Below are 21,983 nucleotides of genomic sequence, written 5' to 3' on the forward strand. Positions count from 1 at the left end.
GTTCTGCCACGCCTTCCTTCAAATAATTCGCTTCATAAACGTAGCTTGCTTCCGTTTGATTTTTACAGCTTGTATTATGCTTTTTGTTAGGTAAAGCGTTATGTTCAATTTTGTTTCCGGACTGCCGGAAGTGGTCTGACGACGGGAGATGATGATGAGCCGGATCACATTGCAGGACATCGCTGATCACACAGGCCTGTCCAAATTCGCTGTCTCCTGCTCCCTTTCGGGAAAGCCGGGGGTCAGCGACACCACGCGAAAACGCGTGCAGGATGCCGCCGTACAACTCGGCTATCAACGCTTAAAACCCGCAGAAGAGCGGCGTGAAGTCACCCTGATTTTCCATGATCAAGTCGACAGTGTCAGCTATGAGCTGCGAACGATGCTGCAAGACGGGATGCAGCGCGAAGCGCATCGGCTCGGCCAGCCGGTCAGGCTTCAATGGACGCATGATGCCAATCGGGTGGAAGCCATGGTCAAGGATAGTGCCGGGATCATCCTGGTCGGTCCTCACGAACAGAAAACGCTCGACATCCTGAGAGCCTCCGGCGTTCCCGTTGTGCGTCTCGGCTGGGTCGCCCCCCTCGAACAGGCCGATCATGTCGGCGGCACCGACCACGAGGCAGGGATTGCAGTTGGCGAATACCTGATTGGCCTCGGCCATCGGGACATCGCCTTTCTCCAAGGGGAGGAAGGGTATCGCGGCCGCATGGAGCGATATCACGGTCTGCGCGAAAGTATCGAACAGTATCCCGATGCGCGGCTGCACAATCTGCACTTCAAGGAGGACGGGGGCTTCATTCCGGCGCTTCAATCTCTCCAGACGACGGGAATTGCGCCAACGGCGCTGTTCTGCGCGCATGACGGACTGGCTCTCACCGCCGTTTCGGAGCTCCTAGCGCGGGGTTACCGCATTCCGGAAGACATGTCCGTTGTCGGCTTCGGTGATTTTTCTGCCGCAACGCAAATATCGCCACAGCTAACCACCATCAAAGTGCAAGGACTTGAAATGGGGGCGACAGCGTTGCGGCTTCTGCTAGAGCGCATTGAAACACAAGGCAACACCGTGCCTGCCAGACGCATTCTGATTGCATCTACCTTCGTTGAGCGTCGATCATCGGGGCCTGCTCCGAAGCACGGAAAGAGCCTTGACAGACGAAAATGAAAGAAGCGGGGTCTTGGACGGAATCGAATCATTGGCCCGACATCAAGCCATTAAGCTACTTCTTGAGAGGTGCCGAAGTCGGATTTGCAGTGACGGATCGTCTTCGTCGCGAAATGCTCCATCGAACCGGCCTCGGCGAACTGCTGCCAAATCTCCCCTGCCAGTCAAATACCGTAGCACACGCGACCCCGCTTCAACCCGAGGCGGGGCTCCGGCTAGATCTGATTGGCCCAACGACGAAAGGAAAAGCCATGTCGGACGCAAGCGTATCGCCCTGATCACAGGGGCCAATCAGGGCGTCGGATTCCGGTCGCCAAGGAACTCGCCGCCGATGGCACCGTCCTTCTCGGATCACGCGATATCGAAAAGGGCGAGGCTGCGACCAGAAAGATCGGCGGCCGCGCGATTGCCATCCAGATCGACGTGACCGACTAGGCTCCGATCGCCGCCGCGGCGGACCGCATCAGGGCGGAATTCGGCAGGCTTGACCTTCTCGTCAACAACGCGGCGATGATTGCGCTTGAGCGTGTATTGTGAACGCCCGAATTCATTTGCTCAAGCCAACTACAGAAAACGCGCGTCGGTGAATAGGCGCATCCGGCGCCGCGAAACGCGCTGCCGCCAGCCGAGACCGCCATGACGACGCCAGCGGCATGAGCTGTGCTCCGGACGCGCCCGTGCCGTGCAGGAAGATGACAAGCGACTTTTCTGGCATTGGAAACCTGTCGTTGGACACACAGAGGGCGCTCGACGTCGTCATGACGGAGCGCCCTCGTCACCGGATGGCCGCGACCTGCGACGATCATGTCGCGGTCATCGGCCAGTATTTTCGGTGGAAGACGTTAGATGCTATCGCGGGCCCGCCGTTTCAAGACAGGGACTCAGCGGTTGTGTTGCCGGCCACCCGGTACGAGGTCATTTGCCAACCCCTCCCCGAATCAGAGGATGCGAAAGCGACTGACGCCAGCAGGAGGAAATCGGAAGCTTCGATCGGATAATCCGTCAAGATCTCTTGGGTACATTCGGGATAGCTGACTGCTGTCAGTCGCCCTCGACGCCGTCCCTTGCACCATGATGTAACTCGTCCGACGTTCTGCCAACAGAGATCAGAGCCAATACCTTAGTATAGTGTGCTTGGTGCAAGTTTGCGATAAACTCAGCTTCCTGATGGCGGGTCACACCCATGTTTCCAAGTCACCGCACGCGGGGCGCACCCACCAACTGTGCTGGAAATACTTCGAAAGGTTTACCTGCGGACGATACGGCCAGAATTGACGGAAAAATGAACTGGGGCGGTCTACAAAGTCATCAGACTATCCGCTGGGCGGTGGCCTACGGCTTGTTCGGCGCGCCCCGCTCAGGAGCGTCGATAGCCTTCGCCTTGGCAGCACTCTCGATCACGGGCAACCCCGCCAGTGGGGCAACGGCGCTCGCGGCCATGACAGCCGCGCAACTTGTCGGAGCCTTGCCAATTGCCCGGTTGGGGCGGGGTGCGAACTCAATCGCATTCTTCAAGGCTCTCATCCTTATTCGGACGGTAGCACTGTTCGCTTGCGCTACTGCATGTGGAGTGGGTGCGCCGTACGCGGTTTTCATCGCTTCGGCAGTGGCCGCTGGCCTCGTGCAAGGTGCGGCCTTCGGCTATCTGCGTGACAGCGCAAACTATCTCGTTGTGCAGTCACAGATGACAAGGGCCCTTGCCTTGGCAGCTTTTGCATCGGACCTCACCTTCCTCGTCACCCCGATTCTGGCAGCCAGTCTTGGATCGGTGTCCGCATCCTTCTCGATAGCTGTCATCGCGATACTCGGCGCGGTGCCTGCAATGATCTTGCCGTCCGCAAGAGGCAATGTGGAGCCGCAAGCGGTGGAAACCCGAACAAGATCGCTGACGCCTGAAGTCCTTCTCTGGCTCGGATGCGCCTGTGCCAGTTCCGCCGCGATCAGCGGCATCGAAGTTGGCGCGGTCTCGCTTGCGATGGGGTTCGACCTGCAAGCAGGGTACGGCGCGATATTCACTGGAACCCTGTGTGCGGCGTCGCTTGTCGGATCCGTGGGAAACGGCCTGCTCAACAAAGCCTACTCGAAGCAGCATGTCGCGGCGATGTTCCTCTCGATCATTATCGGCATGGCGCTGATACTTCAGAATTCCTTCGGGTTATCGATACTCGGCTGCGCGCTTGTCGGGATATGCGCCCCCTCGCTCGGCATCCACTACTCATTGCAGCTCAACAGACTGGTGACGCCAGAAATGAGGGCTGAGGTTTTCTCCGTGCTGAAAATTTCGACTTCATTGGGAACTATCCTAGCCTCGGCGACGCTCGGCTGGACTTCTGTCACGTTTGCCCTGACCGCTTCGATATGGATGCTTGCTTGCGCGCTGGCCGCAATTCTCTCGAAGGACTTCATCATTGGGCGGCGGTTGTCCGAGACGCGCCTCAGTGGCGGCGCCGAACTAGCGACGGCCCCTGCCCTGACCGCGGGGCGACGAAGTGAACGGAATGACCGTTGATGTCAATGTCACTTGACGAGGACGCAAGCACGTATGGGTCCAACGACGGCCAAGGAATCTTGAACAGCCTTCCCGGCCTGGTCTGGACAACGGACGAAACAGGCGCCCTGTGCTACGCGAACTCGCGCTTCACAGAGTTCACTGGACTGATGATCGATCAGGGTGGTTCGCGGCAGTGGGCAAGCTATCTCCATCCGGACGATCATCTCCTCGTCGTTCCGGCGCAGAAGGGTGGAGCTCAACTCTTCGCTGCCCGTTTGCGGCGACGGGACGGACAATTCGAATGGTTCAATCTTTCTGCTTCGCCAATGAAAGGGTTCGGAGGGGAGGTCTGTTGGCTTGCGACAGAGCGTCTTGAGAGGATCGACAACCAGTTTGGCAACGCCGATCGTGACTTTCGGAGTTTCCTAGATTCCCTGTCACTCCAGGCGCTTCTACTAACGCCTTCCCTGGAACTTGAGTTTGGAAATCAGGCAGCATTGCGGTGGTACGGCTTGTCACCAGGCGCCCAGGTGCAAGACAGATCAGTCCACTCCAATCTTAGCAAACTGAAAGAAATCGCTTTTCATTCGCAGGCCGGGCAGGGCCGAAATGACTCAGCTGTCGTGTCGTATCAAGCGCTCTCTGCGGACGGAACGCTGCGCTGGCTGGAGGCACAGGTCGTACAAATTCGAATGCAGAACGGAGAGTTGGCGGGCTATTGCGTCCTTCAGACCGACGTTCAGGACAGCCGGGATTCCTCCCACCTGCTCGGGCAGGAAATGGAGATACTCGAAATGGTTGCGCGAGGCGCACCGTCGGCAAGTGTTCTTCAACGGCTCTGCGACGTTGTCGCGGATCTGGTTCCGGACCTCGTTTGCGGGTTCCTCGAGCTTTCGCTTGACCGCAAGCTCTTCCGCATGGGCGCGGCTACCGGGCTGGCAGGAGAGTTCAGGGAGATCTTCGACGGCAGGAGCGTGATTTCGGACAAGAACCCCTGCTCCACAGCCGCTCTGACAAAAAGGACTGTCGAGATCGCGAATATGGTCGAAAGCGACCAGCGCGAGACCTCGATGGGCGAGATCATGTTGGCCAACGGTCTGAATTACTGCAAGGCCATTCCCATTCTGTCCCCGTATGGGAACACGGCCGGGATACTTGCAATCCTAAGACATCAGCAAGCAGACTTCGGACCTCGCGAGCAGCAAATAGTCGATCGAGCCAAGCACATCGCAGCTATCTCGATAGACAGGACTCGTCACGAGGAAGCTCTAGTCAGGCGAGAGACGCAGGTCGAACAGAGCCAGGCGCAGCTCGTCGCCGCTCAACGGATTAGTTCAACAGGCAGCTTTACATCTGATATCCAGCGGGATGAGAACATCTGGTCCGAAGAGTTCTATCGAATTTTTGACCTCGACCCGAAGCTAGAGCCCAGCATCGATGCGGTCAGGGAACGGGTTCATCCAGAAGACCTGGATCTCTTTGACTTCGAGATGAAGAGAGGGTTTGCTGGCGAGGATGCCGATTTCGTCTTCCGGATCATCAGGACAGACGGGACCCTCAGGTTCATTCGAGGACTTGCGAGGGTTACACATTACATCGGCGATCACCCAGTGTTCATGGGAACGGTACAGGACATCACCGAGACAAGACGAGCGGAAGATGCTCTCCGACGCGGCGAGGAAGCACTTGCGAAAGCCCGAGAAGAACTCGCGTATGTGTCCCGCGTGATGACAATAAGTGCTCTGACGACGTCCATAGCGCACGAGGTGAGCCAACCACTTTCGGGCATTCTCGCGAACGCCAATGCATGTGTCCGTCTTTTGGCGCTCGATCCGCCGAACATCGCCTCCGCAACAGACACTGCCCGGCGGACGATCCGAGACACGATGCGTGCGACCGAAGTTATCAAGCGACTTCGGGCTATGTTCAGTCGACAGTCTCCACCCATGGAGAAGATCGACCTCAATGAGATAGCTCGCGAGGTCATTGCATTGTCGGCGCGAGACATGCGTGAGAAATTTATCGTCCTGGAGGCCAGGCTGGCGCCAGAGTTGCCGCCTGTCACAGGCGATCGCATTCAGCTTCAGCAGGTCATTCTCAATATGGTCTTGAACGGGATCGAAGCCATGGCGGAGACCGAGGAGCGGCCTCGCCGTCTGCTCGTGCGCACTGCACTGGTGAGCGAGGATATCCTCACGTTGTCCATCTCGGATGCGGGCGTCGGAATCGCTGCTGACGCTGCGGACAAGATGTTCGAACCGTTCTTCACGACCAAGCGCGACGGGATGGGCATAGGCCTCTCCATCAGCCGCTCGATAGTTGAAAATCATGGCGGCCGAATGTGGGCGATGTCGAATGACGGACCAGGCGCAACCTTTGCCTTCTCTCTTCCGAGCCTTGGCAAGCCGACGGACCGATCGGCAACGTGAAGCGCGCGCCAGATGGCCGATACCTAAGTCTGGTTTTGCAACGGCTCGAAGATGGCTATTCTCTGATCATCGCCTCCTCCTCCTATGGCGATACGCTGATGCAGCAACAGCGCTCCCGTGTCCTCCCCTCCGCCGGAGCGCGCGGATCCTCCCGGTCCGCTGAAGGCCGTCTCCACCCGCCCGGAGGCGGCCTTCGTTCGGGCTCACGTTACCCGTGACAGCGGGCGATACCATTGTGCAGTAGGATTCAAGCCTTAGGCGCGGCTAGGTGGTTGCCTAGCAGCGACGAGAGGTAATCCATATCAGCAAGCAAATCGAACTTTCCCGCTCCTGGCTTGGTACGGGCGACATTCAACAATCCGCCGAAGGCAAACCAGCCCGAGGGATTCGACTGCCCAGGCTGCGCTTGGCCGGATCCGAAACATAACTCGTCCTTCGAATTCTGCGAGAACGGCGCCGAAGCCATCAGTTGGGAATCCACCGCCAAGCGGACGGATGCCGATTTTCTTCAGCGAGCATACAGTCTCGGAGCTATGGGAGTGGTCCGATCATCAACTCGAAGACGCTGGCCAACTGTCACTGCCACTGCGTTACAATTCCGAGACTGATCACTATGAGCCGATCGCATGGGAGGATGCGTTTGCGCTGACTGCCGCTGGACTCAACGCGCTCGACGATCCCGACAGAGCGGAATTCTACACGTCGGGACGAGCCTCAACGAGGCGGCGTTTCTATCTCAGCTTTTCGGTCGGGCCTACGGGACCAACAACCTCCCGGACTGCTCGAATATGTGCCACGAGGCCACCAGCGTCCGCTTTGGAGTGGGAAAAGGCACCGTAACTCTCAAAGATTTCGGCCACGTCGACGCGATCGTCAGCTTCGGACACAACCCCGGCACCAAACACCCGCGCATGATGTCCACCCTTCACGACGCGGAACGCCGCGGCGTTCCAATCATCGTGTTCAATCCTCTGAAGGAGCGCGCACTCGAACGCTTTGCCGCGCCGCAAGACCCGATTGAGATGGTGACGCTTTCCTCCACCCGCATCGCGTCCGCGTATCATCAAGTGCGGGTGGGCGGCGATCTCGCGGCACTCAAAGGCATCATGAAGGCCGTGTTCACGCTTGATGCTGAAAGTCTGACTGGTGAAGAGCCGGGCGTGTTGGACCGCGCCTTCATATCTGAGCACACGACGGGCATTGACGCCTCAAGGCTGATATCGAAGCGACCACCTGGGATGAAATAGTGTCGGCAAGCGGTTTGTCACAAGCGGCGATCGAGTGCGCCGCTGAGGTTTACGCCCATGCGAAGAACGTAATCGTTTGCTATGGGATGGGCGTCACCCAGCACGCTCTAGGTATGTCGAATGCTCAGCAGATCACCAATTTGCTCATGCTGCGAGAAACATCGGCCGCCAAGACGCCGGAGTTACTCCGATTCGCGGTCATTCCACCGTCCAGGGCGACCGGACAGTCGGCATCACCGAGATCCCAGGCAAGTCACTCCTCAAAGGCATGGAACGGGCTTTCGGTTTCCAGCCCCACGCGGACAAGGGACACAACGCGGTAGAGGCCATGGAGGCTATCATCGCGGGCGAGTCAAAGGCATTGATCTGCCTCGTCGGAAATCTTCCGGTCGCGATGTCGGATCACTTACCTTTGCGGGAATGCGAAGGCTCGATCTTGCTTTCCACATCGCAACGAAGCTGAATCGCTCCCACCTCCTCGTCGCGAGGACATCCCTTTATCCTGCCCTGCCTTGGTCGAACGGATCTCGATACTCAAGAGTCAGGCCCCCAAGCGGTCACTGTCGAGGGTTCGACGTCGATGGTGCACGCATCACGAGGGTTCCTGAAGCCGCTGGCGACATGGTCAGATCCGAAACTGCGTTATAGCTGGAATAGCGAAGGCTAGGTTTGGTGATCGTCACGGCATCGACTCGGACGGCCTTGTTGGAGACTACGATCGCATCCGCGACAAGATCGAGGCGGTCTTCACCGATTTCTTCGACTTCAATGCCCGGGTTTGCAATCCGGGTGGTTTCCGATTGGACGTTGCGGCCTACTTCCGTCGCTGGAATACCGTCAGCGGCAAAGCTACCTTCCTGATCGCGCCCGGAATCCGCAAGGATCGGCACTCGCAGCGAAAGAAGCGCTCTTCCTGACGACGATCCGCAGCCACGATCAGTACGATACCACCGTCTATGGCCTTGATGATCGCTGCCAAGGCGTTTTTGGCCGACGCGACATTGTCTTCATGAGCCAGGAGGACTTGGCCAATCGTGGGCTCGCCGACGGAGGTCAAATCGAAATCTGCGGGCTTTTGGGCGATGAAGAATCGCACTCGATAGGCAGCCTTACTGCCGTGGCGTATGACATCCCACGTGGCTCCGTCGCAGGCTATCATCCGGAAATGAACCCGGTGATGTCGCTATCTCGTTTCGTTCCGCAATCGGACACACCCTCATATATGGGGTATCCGTTACGGTGACACGAGCCGCCGGAACTCCTATATCAAGCTCGGTAGTTCAATAAGGAAATTCGAGCATGACGATCATTGGAAACCTGCTTATCGCGGGATCGGAAAAACGCGGCACCAACGGCGAGTTCCACGGAATCGAGTCAGCCACTGGCAACCCGCTTCCGGTGTCCTTCGGCGGAGCAACGCCCGAGGATGTCGAACGTGCTGCAAGCAAAGCCTGGGCGGCTTTCCAGCTCTATCGGGAGACCGATCTCGAGTCTCGGGCAGCTTTCCTCGAGACAATTGCGGAAGAGGTCGAGAGCATTGGCGACAGTCTGATCGTCAGAGCGATGGCAGAGACTGGTCTGCCGCGTGGAAGGCTTGAAGGTGAGCGTGCGCGCACTCTCGGCCAGCTTCGACTGTTCGCCAAGGAGGTTCGCGATGGGCGCTTCCAGGAGCTGCGTTTCGATGGTGCCGATCCGTCTCGCAAACCAGCGCCGAAACCAGATCTTCGGTTGCGAAACGTCCCACTTGGCCCGGTGGCGGTATTCGGTGCCTCCAACTTTCCCCTCGCCTTCTCCGTCGCCGGCGGCGACACGGCCTCGGCTCTCGCCGCTGGTTGCCCAGTTATCGTGAAGGCTCACTCGGCGCATCCGGGAACTTCCGAACTCGTTGGCCGGGCGGTGCAACGCGCCGTGGCGCGAGCGAACCTGCATCCCGGCACATTCTCTCTGATTTTCGATACCGGATTCGAGGCTGGGCAGAAGTTGGTCGCAGATCCGCGAATTCGCGCAGTCGGCTTCACCGGATCCCGCCGAGGCGGAACTGCTCTGATGGAGATAGCCTCGCGTCGGAAACAGCCGATCCCGGTCTACGCCGAGATGAGCAGCATCAATCCAGTCATCCTCTTTCCAGATGCCTTGAAAAACCGCGCGCGTGAAATCGCCTCGGCGTTCGTTGCTTCTCTTGTCCTTGGAGCTGGGCAGTTCTGCACGAACCCAGGCTTGCTTCTGGCTCTCGATGGAGCAGACCTCGATACATTCACCCAAACGGCTGCGGAGCTGCTTGCCGAGATCAGCGCGCAGCCGATGCTGACACCCTCGATTGCGAAGGCCTATAGTGATGGAGTGGCAAAGCTCGAGCGGCACCCGGAAGTGCGATCCATCGCGTCGGGGAAAACCGGATCGGCGTACGAAGGTGCGGCCGCACTCTTCGAAACCTCGGCCGAAGCCTTCCTTGCCCACCACGAACTGCAAGACGAAGTGTTCGGCGCCGCTGGCCTGATCGTGCGCTGCAGGAATTTGGCTCAGCTGGATGAAGTCGTGGATGCGCTGGAAGGACAGCTCACTGTCGCGCTTCACATCGATGACGGCGATCAGGAGGCAGTGACTTCCCTCATTCCAAAGCTTGAATTGCTTGCTGGACGACTGCTCGTGAACGGGTTCGGCACGGGGGTGGAAGTCTCCCCTGCGATGGTCCACGGCGGTCCCTACCCGGCGACTTCCGACGGAAGATCGACCTCCGTAGGCACGCTCGCGATCTACAGGTTTCTGAGACCAGTCTCGTATCAGGACTTCCCTGTTATACTGCTTCCCCAAGCCCTGCGGTAAGACGCTATCCCGTGGGTGGCCTGACCAAAATCAATTGGCCACCCCAATTCCGCTTTTCATAAAGTCGCCTCCTGAGCTCCTCCTCGGTGCTCAGGCCGTTCTGATATAGGGTGACCAAGTACCTGGCGGCCTCCTCGGCAACGTCTCCTTGTCTGTCGCATCGCCGCTGAGAGCAGTATTCCCTCACCAGACTGCGCATCATCGCGATTTCTTCGGCGCCAAGCGGCCGCCCACCTATCGAAAAGCTTTCGTGCATCCGCGCCCCTGACCGCTCTTACGCCGGGTCGATCGATCTGCACTGTGGTGCACAGGTCGCGCCGACATTCCGGATCGAGTTGCTGGCGCCTGTCGAGGCAGGAACCCAAACCCGTGCGGCCTGCGTCGGTTGCCTCACGGACACCAACGCGACAATCAAGGCGGCGATGGCCACCAGGATAACGAAGCCCGGAAAGCCGGACCCCGGGGGGCGGTAGTCTTGCGACATAATCTTCTCCCTTTCGGTCGTTTGCACGCCGTCATGGAGAACGAGTATGTCGAATGCCGTCTTGGGCGGGATTGAACATAGGTATCGCCGAGACCTTGGTATGACCAACACCTTCGTTTAGTAGCGGCAAGCGATTCATCTCTCCAAAGTCCTATCGACTTCGTTCTTGGACACCCCCCGATAGCGGATGGGTCCTACGCCATATCGAGGAGACAATCATGAGCACCACCGAGCCTGCCATCCTGACCCGTCGTTCATTCAGTGGGGCTGCTCTTGGCTTGACTGCCACGGGAATCCTCGGCGCCATCGTGGGTACTGCACGCGCGGATCAGACCAGCAGCCCGAAACCGACGGCACTTCCTCTCGCCGCCAGCGAAACAGTCGATGCTGGCGACCTCAAGGTAGCATACTCAGCGGTCGGCCCGCAGGATGGATCACCCGTGATTCTGCTTCATGGGTGGCCGTATGACATCAACAGTTTCGCAGAAGTTGCTCCGATCCTAGCTGCACGGGGCCACAGGGTGATTGTCCCGTTCCTGCGCGGTTATGGCGGCACCACGTTTCTTTCTAAGGAGACGAAACGAAACGGACAGCAGTCGGCGCTCGCCGTTGACGCCATCAAATTGATGGATGCCCTCAAGATCGATCGCGCCACCATCGCCGGGTTCGACTGGGGCGCTCGCACCGCCGATATTGTGGCCGCGCTGTGGCCCGAGCGCTGCAAGGCACTGGTCTCGGTCAGCGGCTATCTCATCGGCAGCCAGGCTGCCGGAAAAGTTCCCCTACCCCCGTCCGCCGAGCTCCAGTGGTGGTATCAGTACTATTTCGCAACTGAACGTGGGCGCGAGGGTTACGCGAAGTACACGAACGATTTCGCCAAGCTGATCTGGAAGCTCGCCTCCCCTCAATGGCAATTCGACGACGCCACTTTCGACCAGACGGCGACCGCGTTCACAAACCCAGACCATGTCGAAATCGTCGCCCATAACTATCGATGGCGCCTCGGGCTGACTTCGGGAGAAAAGCGGTTCGACGAATACGAGGCAAAGCTCGCGACGGGACCGGAACTGTCCGTCCCCACGATCACTATGGAAGGCGATGCCAACGGCGCGCCGCATCCCGATCCGAAGGCCTATGCAGGCAAGTTCATCGGAAAATATGAGCACCGCCTGATCTCGGGCGGCATCGGTCACAATCTTCCCCAGGAGGCACCTGCTGCCTTTGCCCAAGCGGTCATCGACGTGGATGCGTGGTCCTAGCTGAAGAAGTGGACACCACAATGATAGATCTGGCCCACGAACACCCAAAACGCATCCTCGACAGCTTTTTGTCGGGGGCCACTGGGTGAGAGCTACTGGATCGAAATCGAAGGAGCTTGTCAGTCCCGCTGATGGCAAAACGCTTGCCGACGTGCCGATAGCAACGGCAGACGAAATCGATCTGGCAATCGCGTCCGCGGCAAACGCCTTCGAGCATGGGCCATGGCCCAGGACCCACCCGAGCGAGCGCGCAGCACTGATGACCACGTTCGCCGAAGCGCTCGAACGACGCATGCCCCTTTTCCGAGGCTTTGGGCCGCACAGGTCGGCGCCCCCGTCGCTCTGGCAAGTCGGCTGGCACCGCTCGCTGTAGCTCGGTTGCGGTACGTCGCAGGCCTCGCCCTCACCTACGGAGTTCGAAAAGGGGCGTAACGCGACGCTTGGCTCTGCGCGGATCCTTCCGAGCCAGTTGGTCCGGCAGCGATCATAATCCCTTGTAACGCGGCCTTTCCGATCCTGATGACCAAGCTGAGCGCTGCCCTTGCCGCCGGATGAACGTGCGTTATCAAGCCTTCAGGGATTGGCCGCGAGGGTGGAGCCCGAGGGGCTCGCCGCATTTCTTGAGACCAAGGCTGTCCTATTCCCATCCTAGGGGCAGCCTTGAAAATCAGCGAGATCGCGGCAGATAGCGCCTACGCCTCCTTGTTGTCGTTCATTCCCAGAATGGCCGCGGCTTGCAGCGCCGCCGGATCGTCTGCCTTCGCGCGCAGATATCCGAGGAGAGAGGAAAAGTCCGTGTCGCACATATTTGCGGGCATAAGAATTCCGGTCGAATTCATTTCGTCCAGGTCAACAGCGCCGTCTCCGTTGTGGTCGAGCTTCTGCTTCATATCGACCGTGGGGCGGCCGTTATCATCGAGTGCTACACCCGGTCTGAGAATCTGATCAAAGTTATTGAGTTCGTCCCCCGTCAGCTTGTTGTTCCCGTCCCTGTCGAATTTGGCGAAAGCCTTGTTCAGCATCTGGGAAAGCGGCGAGGCGTCGGCAACGACGGTCATCAAAATCTCCTGTGAGCAACGAGAATCAATAAAATTCGGCAGGATTCACCGTGGCGAAAATATTTGTCCGTTTATCTTGAGCGGGCCTGACCGCACGCGGCGCAAGGAGCGGGGCGATCTGCACCGCCGCTCGCTCTGCCTATCAGCCAAAAATCAGACGCTGGTAATCGCGAAGCATATCCGCGTCCTCAACCGAGCCATGGTGATGGAGCTGCCGCCAGGAACCATCAAGTCTGACGAGCCAACGCGTCGTTCGAAATGCGATCTCCAGCTCTTTGTACGCGGTAACGCACTTGCCACGCTCTCTTCCGACAAAGAGATGCCAATCGGGTCCTCCCTGACTCGTAAAGTCATGAAAGGTGACGTGGACCTTTGCAGGTCCGCTGAAGAGCTTGGAATAGCCCTCCTCGATCGCAATCCAGCCCCGACGGATGCCGCCGATCGGGTTGTCCATGCTCGGGGCCTCGCCTGCAAGCCACACGGATTCCAAGCCCCGAAGATCGCCGGCGTTGAAGGCCCGGTAGAAATCGATCAGGACATCGAGGGGGCCGCCGTCTCCGGATTTGAGCTCGACGCCTTCAATCTCCGAAAGTTGGGTCTTCATGACAGTCCTCGCCGATCAGAGAAGGCCGAGCAGCGATCTCGCCGCTGCAGTCGACGAGGCGGGGTTCTGGCCCGTGACCAGGTGGCCATCCACGATCGCGAAGCTTTCCCAGTCGCCCGCCTTCTCATAATGCGCCCCCAGCGACTTGAGATCATCTTCGACCAGGAACGGGACGACCTTGGTCAGCTGTACCGCCTCTTCCTCAGAGTTCGTGAATCCGGTCACCCGCTTGCCCTTCACCAGCGGGTTGCCCTGGAACGTCACGTGGTGGAAGACGGCAGGCGCGTGGCAAACCGCTGCAACGGGTTTTCCGGAGCCATAGAATTCCTCGATCAGGGAGATCGACTTCCGGTCCTCGACGAGATCCCACATCGGCCCGTGCCCGCCCGAATAGAAGATCGTGTCGAAATCCTTGGCATCTACGGTCGCGAGGCGCACCGTGTTTGCAAGGACGGACTGAGCATCCTTGTCGCCCTTGAACCGGGTCATGGAAGCTGTCTGATTGCCGGGCTCGTCGCTCTTGGGATCGATCGGCGGTTGCCCGCCCCGCGGAGAGGCGACGGTAATGCTGGCGCCTGCATCCTTGAAGACATAGTAGGGAGCCGTAAATTCCTCCAACCAGAACCCGGTCTTCCGGCCCGTATTGCCAAGCCGATCATGCGAAGTGAGAACCATCAGGATGTTGCTCATCGTTATCTCCTTGAAAAAGTTAAGACGTTCGGCGTCTTGTCCGGTCTGGCGAACAGAGGCCAGCTCGCTGAACTGAGCTGCCGCGCTCGATCGACCTCATGAGCATGCTCAGGTGACGGGGCGTATGCCATTGTACGATGGTGTCGTGGAAACAGGTCGAAACGGATGCCGATACCATCGTACAATGGATTTTCGCCAGGAAACTCGCATGCTCTGCGTCGAGGGGCAGCGGGATATCGATCATCAGGGCAATAGTGCCCGCGCCCACACATGATATAGTGTTTGCACTCGATGAGCTTGCGCCCTCTTAAGGAGGCAGCACATGTACCGGATGACCTCGGCGATGAATCATGCGACTACCGCGCCTCTGAACACTCTGAGTGGACCGACGGTGTTCGTGGTTGACGACGACATTTCTGTGCGGGAATCTCTGGAACTCTTGATCGGGTCGGCAGGGTGGCGGCCAATTCTTTTTGACTCTGCTCAGGCATTTCTGAGCGCCACACCAAATGCAGGACCGAGCTGCCTCGTTTTGGATGTGAACATGCCCGGGCTCAATGGCCTGGATCTCCAGTCCTTGATCACGAAGAGCGGCAATCGAACCCCGATTATATTTGTGTCGGGCTTCGGCGATGTCCCCATGACCGTAAAGGCTCTGAAGGGTGGCGCTCTCGATTTCCTGACGAAACCGATCGACGCGGAGGCACTCCTTGCCGCTATACAGTCAGCTCTTTCACAGAGCGAGGCACTCATTCGCGATGAGGAAGAGCTGATGCGCCTTCAAGTGTGCTACGATGCCCTGACCCCGCGGGAACGCGAGGTCATGTCGGGGGTGGTGAAGGGTCTATTGAACAAGCAGGTCGCGTTCGAGCTCGATATCAGCGAGATCACAGTCAAGGCGCACCGCGGCCAGGTTATGCGAAAAATGAGTGCCCGGTCCCTACCGGATCTCGTGAATATGGCGGCAAAGCTCAGGATCGACGACGGTCGAGAGATCCACTAGCGCTCCTGAGGCCTGTGATGAACCCTGGCCGGGAACATCACGATCATCGCCACCAGGATCACCGCCCCTACGACCAACGTTATGCTTGCAATGCCCAGGGCGAGAGCAAACGCACTGTCGGAGTTCACCTGGCGGGCGAATATTGCGCCTACGACCGGCGGCCCCATGATCTGGCCGACGGCGAACACCGCCGTCAGCAGCCCCATGTAGCGGGCGTGATGACTTGATCGGATCCGTCGGACCTCATTCATGGCAAAATAGCTGATCGCGGTGAACGGGACACCGACTAGAATGCTGCTTAAGGCAAGACCGACTGCGTCCTCCCACACGACAGACATTGCTACGCCTGCCGCTTGCACGAGATACGAACCAATGAGGTATAGGCGAGCGTCGGCGCTCTTCCGCACACGCGATGCCAGAAGTGAACCCACTACGGCTGAAATGCCAAACAGCGGCCAGAAGACGGTCAGCAAAGGGGAATCCGGTATTGCGTTCTTCGCGATCACAGGCAGGTATGTAGCAGTCACGATGTAACCGAAGCCAGCGAGCCCGTACGCAACGGCGAACATGGGCATTTCGGTTCGCGGGACCCGACCCGACGTCCTCGCTTTACCAACATAAAATGGCTCCACGTCTCTGCCGGGCTTTCGAAAGACACGCCAGATAAGTGCGCTGATCGCCGCCGACATCACGGCAAATGTCGTCCAGGCCCCCTGCCCAGTGAAGCTCAATGCTGTCATCACGCTGGCTGCTAGACCAGAAACGGCGATCCCCGCTCCGGGCCCGGTAAAGATCGCACTGCCGATCGAGGCGGTTGAACCGGTAAGCTCCGCCAGGCACCAACCTGACGTGAATACAAAGCCGATTGCCGATGCTACGCCTGCGAGAAATCGTAGTCCTGTCCATGTCGTTGGGAACGGAAGCGCCATCAAGGCAGTCAGCACGACGGTCAGGAGAAGAGCCGATTTGATAATCGTCGTCTGCGGCCACTCCTTCGGTATTAGCATCGCCGCCAACGCTCCCACGAGGTACCCGACGTAGTTTGCGGTTGCGAGCCTTCCGGCAACAGTGAGATCGACCGTTCCGTCGTGCAGCATCATCGGCAAGATTGGGGTGAACGCAAAACGACCAACACCCATTGCGATAGCAAGAGAAGCGGATCCTGCGAGAACGATTGTGAGTTGATCGGCCACTCGTCGCGACATGCGGATTCCTCCGGCGTTAGACGGTCTGATTGTTAAATTGATGTGACTTGTTCGGGAGCTCCTTGAAAAGCTCCGCAGGTTTGGCGTCTATGCCGTACCCAAAATATGCGCTCGGGTATCTGTCTTGAATTGACGCGCTGCGGGGGGCAGTCTGCCGCGCACCGCTACAGTCGCCTGATCGCCGAACCCGCCCCCAGGGCTGCCATCGCGTCCTCGAACAACTTCACGGTGAGTTCCGCTGAGGGAAGCCGCCTCGCCAAACCAAGGGCCTGCCCCGCCCAGAGGTTGGTGAAGTCATCGCGTCCCTCCTCCTCCGCCCTCGCGCGGATCGCGGCGAGCGCCACTCCGGCGGTCGGAAAGGCGGGCGCCACGTCCGAAAGCGGACCTAGTTCTCGCATCAGTCGGTTTACGACGCCTCTCGCGGGCCTTCCTGTAAAGACATTGGTGATGGCGGTACTGGCGTCGCCGGCACGACCCAGAGCATCGGCGTGCAGATCCGGAATTTTGGCCTCTGGAGTTAGAAGGTAAGCAGAACCGATCTGCACCGCTGACGCTCCAAGCATCAACGCCGCCGCAACTCCGCGGCCATCTGCGATACCCCCGGCAGCAATGACCGGAACCTTAACCGCGTCCACGACCTGCGGAATGAGCGCCATCGTTCCCACTTGGGTTGTCATGTCCTGCGTAAGAAAGTTTCCGCGATGCCCGCCAGCCTCGAAACCCATTGCGATCACGGCATCAACACTATGTGCCTCGAGCCAGACGGCCTCGGCGACGGTCGTCGCGGACGACAGCACTTTGGCCCCCGCGGCCTTTACCCTATCAACGAGTCTTCGATCGGGAAGACCGAAATGGAAGCTCACCACCTTGGGGCGGAACTCTTCGACGACCTCGCAGAACTCGTTGTCGAAGGGCGCACGTCCGGGGCCGCTGATCGGGGCAGCGGGGTCAAGGCCAAGTTCGACGAAATACGGCGCCAAGAGTGCCCGCCACCTCATCTGACCAGCAGGATCAGCATCAGGTTTCACGTGGCTGAAGAAATTTACATTGATTGACCTGGTTGTTCTCGCAGTAATCTGCGAGAGCGCCTCGTGCAATTGGTGGACCGAATATTGCGCGCTCGGCAACGAACCCAAGCCGCCAGCTTCAGAAGCGGCAATCACCATTTCTGCCGTCGTCGCTCCGGCCATCGGCGCCTGAATGACGGGAATCTCCACTCCCAGAAGGTCGAGGATTCGGCGGTCATGCCACGTTCTCATTTTAGGCTCCATTCGATGCGCTGGTCTTCAAGAGGTATTTGAACAGGCAAAGGGAGTCTATTGGACCTTGGTGTCTTCAACATCCCTACCGATCCAAAGGTATCGGAGACACCTTGGTACAATAGCGTCTGCACGTTCTTTGGCGCGACAGTCGCCACCAACGCCCCATTGGGCAGCCCCTGAAATTTAACAGCTGCAATGCTCCAGCGATCGTTCGCTGGCCGCTGTCGGTCGAAAGCAAACAAATGGAGGCAGCACGAATGAGTGTTCATAAAACGGTTGTGATTACCGGTGCATCGCAGGGCATCGGCGCCGGGCTCGTGAAGACGTTCCTGGACAAAGGCTGGAGCGTCGTCGCGACGTCCCGGCGGATCAGCGAGGCGACATCGTTCGATCGTGCGGGAAGGCTTGAGCTTATTGACGGCGACATTGGCGATCCCAAGACGGCGGAGCGCGTCTCTCAGGTAGCTGTCGAACAGTTCGGCTCCATCGACGCCCTCGTGAACAATGCAGGCGTCTTCTTCACCAAGCCGTTTCTCGAGTACACGATCGAGGACTTCCGGCGCCTCTCGGCGACCAATCTCGAAGGCTTCGTCCACTTCACGAAACACGCTGTCAGACAGATGCTTCGGCAGAGATCCGGTGGAAGCGTCGTCACGATTACGTCGTCGCTGACCGACCATCCGATCGCTGGCGTCAAGGCATCCCTACCGATGATCACCAAGGGCGGGCTGAATGCGATCACCAAGAGCCTGGCGCTGGAGTTCGCCAGCGACAACATCCGAGTAAACGCGGTTTCGCCTGGTGTTGTTGACACACCGCTCCATGCTACGGGTTCACGGGACTATCTTCGATCCTTGTCGCCGATGGGCACCATCACGGCGGTGCAGGAAATCGTGGACGGCGTGATCTATCTCACGGAAGCGTCCAATATCACTGGGGAGGTGCTGCACGTCGACAACGGCGCACATCTCGGCAAATGGTAACGGTGAGCTCTGAGGCGCGAATCCTGGAGACCTCACTGGTACTGCCACCGCCGCCGACTCCGTTCGGGGCGTATGTCGAAGCTGTTCAGGTCGGCTCGCTTCTCTTCCTGAGTGGCATGCTCCCCGTCGTCGGACACGCGCCACAGTACATTGGACGGGTTGGCAGGGAGCTGTCCGTTGCCGAAGGTTACGACGCCGCGAGGACCGCGTGCCTGAGTGGGTTGGCGGCCGCGCGAGCGCATCTCGGATCCCTTGATCGCATACGCACCGTGGCGAAGCTGGGTGTGTACATAGCCGCCCCCGACGACTTTCGCGAACACCCCAAGGTCGCAGACGGAGCTTCCGAGCTGCTGCTTTCGGTCTTCGGCCACAGCCGCCTTCCGCCGCGCATCGTGCTCGGCGTCTCCAGTATTCCGCTGGGGATGCCGCTCGAGGTCGAGCTCGTTCTCGACATCGCCCGATAGCAATCCCCTCAACAGCAATGGAGACCGCAATGAAACCGAACTCAAATCGATCCATTGGGATCGCGATGTCGTCGAAATTCCTGACTGCCGCCGCCCTGCTCATGCTCCCGGAGCTGGCACTTTCCGGCCAGACCATGGTCGCGGAGACGCGCAGTAAGCCTGCAGACATCACAACCACACCCGGCAGCGAACGGCCGCAGATCCGTGTCGAGAAGCGCACGCCCGCCTACTGGCGCGTGACCTTCGATAACCCGCCCTTCAACATCTTCGGCCCGGAAACGATCCCGCAGATGGAAAAGGTGGTCGGTGAAATCGAGGCGGATTCCAAGCTCCGGGTGGTCGTTTTCGACAGTGCCGTCCCCGGCTTCTTCCTGACACACTACAACTTCACGCCGCCTCTCGCCGAGTCGACCAGCCTCCCTGCAGGGCAGACGGGTCTGCATCCCCTGCCCGACATGCTCGTCCGCATCAGCAAGGCACCGATCGTCTCAATCGCACTCATCCGCGGTAGAGCCACTGGTGTCGGCAGCGAGCTCGCCCTGGCGAGTGACATGCGTTTCGCCAGCCGCGAGAAAGCGATCCTCTCGCAGTGGGAGGTTGGCGCAGGTTTCGTACCGGGCGGCGGGCCTATGGCTCGTCTGCCGCGGCTGATGGGACGCGGGCGCGCGCTCGAGGTTCTTCTCGGCTCCGACGACGTCGATGGCGATCTCGCCGAGAGGTACGGCTACGTCAACCGTTCATTCGATGACGATAAGCTCGACCATTTCGTCGACGCACTCGCCACCCGCATCTCCGGTTTCGACAGGCAGGCGATCGCCGACACCAAGCGCCTGGTTGATTTCGCCAGCCTTCCCAGCGACCCGGAAATCGGCGCTGGATGGGACGCTTTTATTTCCTCTGTTCAGCGCCCGGTTGCCCAGAAGAATATCGGCCGCCTGATGGAGATGGGGCTGCAGACGAACACGGACATCGAAGCCCGTCTGGGGCACTACACCGGAACCTTGGCCGAAAAGTAGGTCAAGACGGCACCCGCCATGAGCCCGGCAGGTTGCGTGGGTGCCGACGTTCGCCATCATGTCACCTTCGCTTCAGCGGGACGGCCGCGTCAGGAATGGAGTGGCCGGGATTGAAACCATCAGATGCACCGTGGTGCCCACGCGCTGCTCAACAGAGGTCATCAAGCCTGGCGGATGCAAACGACGTCGAAGGAGCCACCGCATACGTGGTGCGAGATTATTGCGCCAACGCAGAGCGCTCCATTGAGAGCGATTGCCATAAACGCCCTCCAGACGGAGAGATCGCGGTCTTTGATCTCGCGTGTCCAGACCTCCACAGTGCCAGCGATGTCGTCATCGATCGAGGCCGTGCTTTCGGCCTCGTGATTTGCAGCCTCATTGGCACTTGCCTGACAGAAACGGGAATGAGCAGTCGGTGCTCGTCCTGATTGCTCATTGATGAAATTCAGATCGGCGCCAAATCTCGTGCGTATGCCTTCTATCTGCTTTATGGCGCCTGGGGCTAACCCATCAATGCTTCTGCGCTCGTTCGAATTCAACTGTTGCCCCAGACGTCCAAACGGAAACTAAACCCTCGATAGGTCACCCGCCGGGTCCGCGGCCTCGGCACCGCACATCGCACAATCGAGGCAACTGCGGAGGTTGTGCACATAGTCTCCGAGGACCAAACTCCATTCGGCCGTGGGCTCGCTCAATATTCTTATTCGAACCGTCGTGTCTGCCGCCCTTAATCTTCTCGGGCCGCCACCAGCGCCTACCGAGCAATTCGTTGATGAGACTGACCAATGCGGCGAGATGTTTCTGCGCGTGTTGGTACTTAAGTCCCGCATCCCGGAAACGGCCGATTAATGTTATCGGGACCTGCTGCTTCACTCACTCATAGAGAGTTGCACTTTCGTCTAGTCGTTGCCGCTTCCGTACGCGCGAGGGTACTGCAGCAACCAACAAGGTTTCAACGCGGTTACACGCACGAACAACGATCTACTTCAAGCGAAGTTCGGCCGTCGGCGGGTTGAAGGCGATATCAGGCGAAAGAGCAGCTTTTGAACAGTGGAGGACCTGCAGCAAGAGCGAGAGTATGCAATCGCCACGAACGGCAAAGCTTCTGACGGCTACAAGGCTGACCGAGAAGCGAAAGCGTCAAGGAAACTTGCATTTCCTTGACGCTCGATGATTCCTGCTGGTTACTGTTGCGAAGCCTTCGCAGCCATCGTGGCCTTCGCCCACCAGGCCAACTCGTCGAGCGCGGTCTTGGCCGACGGCAAGAGGTTGGCCTCGATTTCTTCGATCGGCTTATTGCCGCCGAGCGGTGAAGTAGCAAAGAAATCGCCGGCGCCGATGTGAACGGCGGCATGGGTCGAAACCATCTGCAGCTCCACACCGATCCCGCGGAGATGTTCGAGTGCGCGCGAACCGCCCATGCTTCCGTACGCGATTGCAGTGAACGGCTTTCGGCCCCACTCGATGTAAGCCTGGTCGAGCGCATTCTTCAGGACCCCGGTGATCGAATGATTGTATTCGGAAACGACGAATATGTACCCGTCGTAGCTCCCTACGGTTTCCTGCCACCGGGTAGCATCGGCGCTCTTGCTGGGCGCCCATGCGTTCGACGCCACTTCATCGAAGAACGGCAGCGGATGATCGCGCAGATCGACGACTTCGACATCGATATCGCCGCGTTGCTTGGCCTGCTTCAGCATCCACTGGGCAGGCTTGTCCGCGAACCGTGTCGGACGGGTGGAGCCGATTATGAGGGCGATTTTAGGCTTCTTTGACATGGTAACCTCTTTGCCTGTTTTT

17 protein-coding genes and 1 pseudogene are annotated in these 21,983 nt (G+C 59.0%); 12 read left to right on the forward strand and 6 right to left on the reverse strand.

The window, feature by feature from the left end; genetic code table 11:
* Positions 1-154 precede the first annotated feature (154 nt).
* From FB009_RS22570 to FB009_RS22625, 8 genes and pseudogenes are all read left to right on the forward strand, one after another.
* The gene (locus FB009_RS22570) at positions 155-1,165 is read left to right on the forward strand and encodes a LacI family DNA-binding transcriptional regulator (protein ID WP_018210452.1); all 1,011 of its coding nucleotides are present in this window, start codon (positions 155-157) and stop codon (positions 1,163-1,165) included.
* A 225-nt stretch (positions 1,166-1,390) separates the two neighbouring features.
* Positions 1,391-1,600, forward strand: a complete 210-nt coding sequence (locus FB009_RS22580) for a hypothetical protein (protein WP_011970409.1) — start codon at positions 1,391-1,393, stop codon at positions 1,598-1,600.
* Between the two features lie 847 nt (positions 1,601-2,447).
* The gene (locus FB009_RS22595) at positions 2,448-3,674 is read left to right on the forward strand and encodes an MFS transporter (RefSeq protein WP_162304051.1); all 1,227 of its coding nucleotides are present in this window, start codon (positions 2,448-2,450) and stop codon (positions 3,672-3,674) included.
* Between the two features lie 5 nt (positions 3,675-3,679).
* Entirely contained in the window at positions 3,680-6,085 is a 2,406-nt protein-coding gene (locus FB009_RS22600; protein ID WP_234888288.1) for a PAS domain-containing sensor histidine kinase, read from the forward strand.
* A gap of 365 nt (positions 6,086-6,450) precedes the next feature.
* Positions 6,451-8,575 (forward strand): annotated as a pseudogene (locus tag FB009_RS33970) (FdhF/YdeP family oxidoreductase); the annotation flags it as partial.
* A 56-nt stretch (positions 8,576-8,631) separates the two neighbouring features.
* Entirely contained in the window at positions 8,632-10,155 is a 1,524-nt protein-coding gene (locus tag FB009_RS22615) for an aldehyde dehydrogenase (NADP(+)) (protein WP_011970404.1), read from the forward strand.
* A 702-nt stretch (positions 10,156-10,857) separates the two neighbouring features.
* A complete protein-coding gene (locus tag FB009_RS22620; RefSeq protein ID WP_011970403.1) occupies positions 10,858-11,898 on the forward strand; it encodes an alpha/beta fold hydrolase in 1,041 nt (346 codons plus the stop codon).
* Positions 11,899-11,983: 85 nt separating this feature from the next.
* Entirely contained in the window at positions 11,984-12,271 is a 288-nt protein-coding gene (locus FB009_RS22625) for an aldehyde dehydrogenase family protein (RefSeq protein WP_024324951.1), read from the forward strand.
* A 319-nt stretch (positions 12,272-12,590) separates the two neighbouring features.
* Here FB009_RS22625 and FB009_RS22630 read toward each other — a convergent pair whose 3' ends face one another.
* From FB009_RS22630 to FB009_RS22640, 3 genes are all read right to left on the reverse strand, one after another.
* Positions 12,591-12,956, reverse strand: coding sequence for an EF-hand domain-containing protein (locus FB009_RS22630; protein WP_024324950.1), 366 nt, complete (start codon positions 12,954-12,956; stop codon positions 12,591-12,593).
* A 142-nt stretch (positions 12,957-13,098) separates the two neighbouring features.
* A complete protein-coding gene (locus FB009_RS22635; protein WP_102045402.1) occupies positions 13,099-13,560 on the reverse strand; it encodes a YybH family protein in 462 nt (153 codons plus the stop codon).
* Positions 13,561-13,575: 15 nt separating this feature from the next.
* Positions 13,576-14,250, reverse strand: a complete 675-nt coding sequence (locus FB009_RS22640; RefSeq protein WP_011970400.1) for a type 1 glutamine amidotransferase domain-containing protein — start codon at positions 14,248-14,250, stop codon at positions 13,576-13,578.
* 322 nt (positions 14,251-14,572) lie between these two features.
* Between FB009_RS22640 and FB009_RS22650 the strand changes: the two genes are divergently transcribed.
* Positions 14,573-15,253: a response regulator transcription factor gene (locus FB009_RS22650; protein ID WP_011970398.1), complete on the forward strand. Its 681-nt coding sequence runs from the start codon at positions 14,573-14,575 to the stop codon at positions 15,251-15,253.
* Here FB009_RS22650 and FB009_RS22655 read toward each other — a convergent pair.
* Positions 15,250-16,458, reverse strand: a complete 1,209-nt coding sequence (locus tag FB009_RS22655) for a YbfB/YjiJ family MFS transporter (protein WP_011970397.1) — start codon at positions 16,456-16,458, stop codon at positions 15,250-15,252. The genes FB009_RS22650 and FB009_RS22655 overlap by 4 nt on opposite strands.
* Positions 16,459-16,622: 164 nt before the next feature.
* Entirely contained in the window at positions 16,623-17,717 is a 1,095-nt protein-coding gene (locus FB009_RS22660; protein ID WP_145161964.1) for an NAD(P)H-dependent flavin oxidoreductase, read from the reverse strand.
* Between the two features lie 260 nt (positions 17,718-17,977).
* Between FB009_RS22660 and FB009_RS22665 the strand changes: the two genes are divergently transcribed.
* Genes FB009_RS22665 through FB009_RS22675 form a run of 3 tightly spaced genes read left to right on the forward strand, consistent with a single transcriptional unit; the run spans position 17,978 to position 20,183 of the window.
* Entirely contained in the window at positions 17,978-18,703 is a 726-nt protein-coding gene (locus FB009_RS22665; RefSeq protein WP_011970395.1) for an SDR family NAD(P)-dependent oxidoreductase, read from the forward strand.
* Positions 18,697-19,167: a RidA family protein gene (locus tag FB009_RS22670; RefSeq protein ID WP_101806561.1), complete on the forward strand. Its 471-nt coding sequence runs from the start codon at positions 18,697-18,699 to the stop codon at positions 19,165-19,167. Before FB009_RS22665 ends, FB009_RS22670 begins: the two co-directional genes overlap by 7 nt.
* 29 nt (positions 19,168-19,196) lie before the next feature.
* Positions 19,197-20,183: an enoyl-CoA hydratase/isomerase family protein gene (locus tag FB009_RS22675; RefSeq protein WP_234824717.1), complete on the forward strand. Its 987-nt coding sequence runs from the start codon at positions 19,197-19,199 to the stop codon at positions 20,181-20,183.
* Between the two features lie 1,184 nt (positions 20,184-21,367).
* Here FB009_RS22675 and FB009_RS22685 read toward each other — a convergent pair.
* Positions 21,368-21,961, reverse strand: coding sequence for an NADPH-dependent FMN reductase (locus FB009_RS22685; protein ID WP_011970391.1), 594 nt, complete (start codon positions 21,959-21,961; stop codon positions 21,368-21,370).
* Between the last annotated feature and the right edge of the window lie 22 nt (positions 21,962-21,983).

It is taken from the genome of Sinorhizobium medicae (assembly GCF_007827695.1).
Taxonomy (GTDB): Bacteria; Pseudomonadota; Alphaproteobacteria; order Rhizobiales; family Rhizobiaceae; genus Sinorhizobium; species Sinorhizobium medicae.

What these genes read in the sequence shown, in the direction of transcription:
- FB009_RS22600 (WP_234888288.1), top strand. Translation starts at nt 3,680, where the DNA reads ATGTCACTTGACGAGGACGCAAGCACGTATGGGTCCAACGACGGCCAA.
- FB009_RS22640 (WP_011970400.1), bottom strand. Translation starts at nt 14,250, where the DNA reads ATGAGCAACATCCTGATGGTTCTCACTTCGCATGATCGGCTTGGCAAT.
- FB009_RS22595 (WP_162304051.1), top strand. Translation starts at nt 2,448, where the DNA reads ATGAACTGGGGCGGTCTACAAAGTCATCAGACTATCCGCTGGGCGGTG.
- FB009_RS22655 (WP_011970397.1), bottom strand. Translation starts at nt 16,458, where the DNA reads ATGTCGCGACGAGTGGCCGATCAACTCACAATCGTTCTCGCAGGATCC.
- FB009_RS22630 (WP_024324950.1), bottom strand. Translation starts at nt 12,956, where the DNA reads ATGACCGTCGTTGCCGACGCCTCGCCGCTTTCCCAGATGCTGAACAAG.
- FB009_RS22665 (WP_011970395.1), top strand. Translation starts at nt 17,978, where the DNA reads ATGAGTGTTCATAAAACGGTTGTGATTACCGGTGCATCGCAGGGCATC.
- FB009_RS22650 (WP_011970398.1), top strand. Translation starts at nt 14,573, where the DNA reads ATGTACCGGATGACCTCGGCGATGAATCATGCGACTACCGCGCCTCTG.
- FB009_RS22570 (WP_018210452.1), top strand. Translation starts at nt 155, where the DNA reads ATGAGCCGGATCACATTGCAGGACATCGCTGATCACACAGGCCTGTCC.
- FB009_RS22675 (WP_234824717.1), top strand. Translation starts at nt 19,197, where the DNA reads ATGAAACCGAACTCAAATCGATCCATTGGGATCGCGATGTCGTCGAAA.
- FB009_RS22660 (WP_145161964.1), bottom strand. Translation starts at nt 17,717, where the DNA reads ATGAGAACGTGGCATGACCGCCGAATCCTCGACCTTCTGGGAGTGGAG.
- FB009_RS22635 (WP_102045402.1), bottom strand. Translation starts at nt 13,560, where the DNA reads ATGAAGACCCAACTTTCGGAGATTGAAGGCGTCGAGCTCAAATCCGGA.
- FB009_RS22615 (WP_011970404.1), top strand. Translation starts at nt 8,632, where the DNA reads ATGACGATCATTGGAAACCTGCTTATCGCGGGATCGGAAAAACGCGGC.
- FB009_RS22620 (WP_011970403.1), top strand. Translation starts at nt 10,858, where the DNA reads ATGAGCACCACCGAGCCTGCCATCCTGACCCGTCGTTCATTCAGTGGG.
- FB009_RS22685 (WP_011970391.1), bottom strand. Translation starts at nt 21,961, where the DNA reads ATGTCAAAGAAGCCTAAAATCGCCCTCATAATCGGCTCCACCCGTCCG.
- FB009_RS22670 (WP_101806561.1), top strand. Translation starts at nt 18,697, where the DNA reads ATGGTAACGGTGAGCTCTGAGGCGCGAATCCTGGAGACCTCACTGGTA.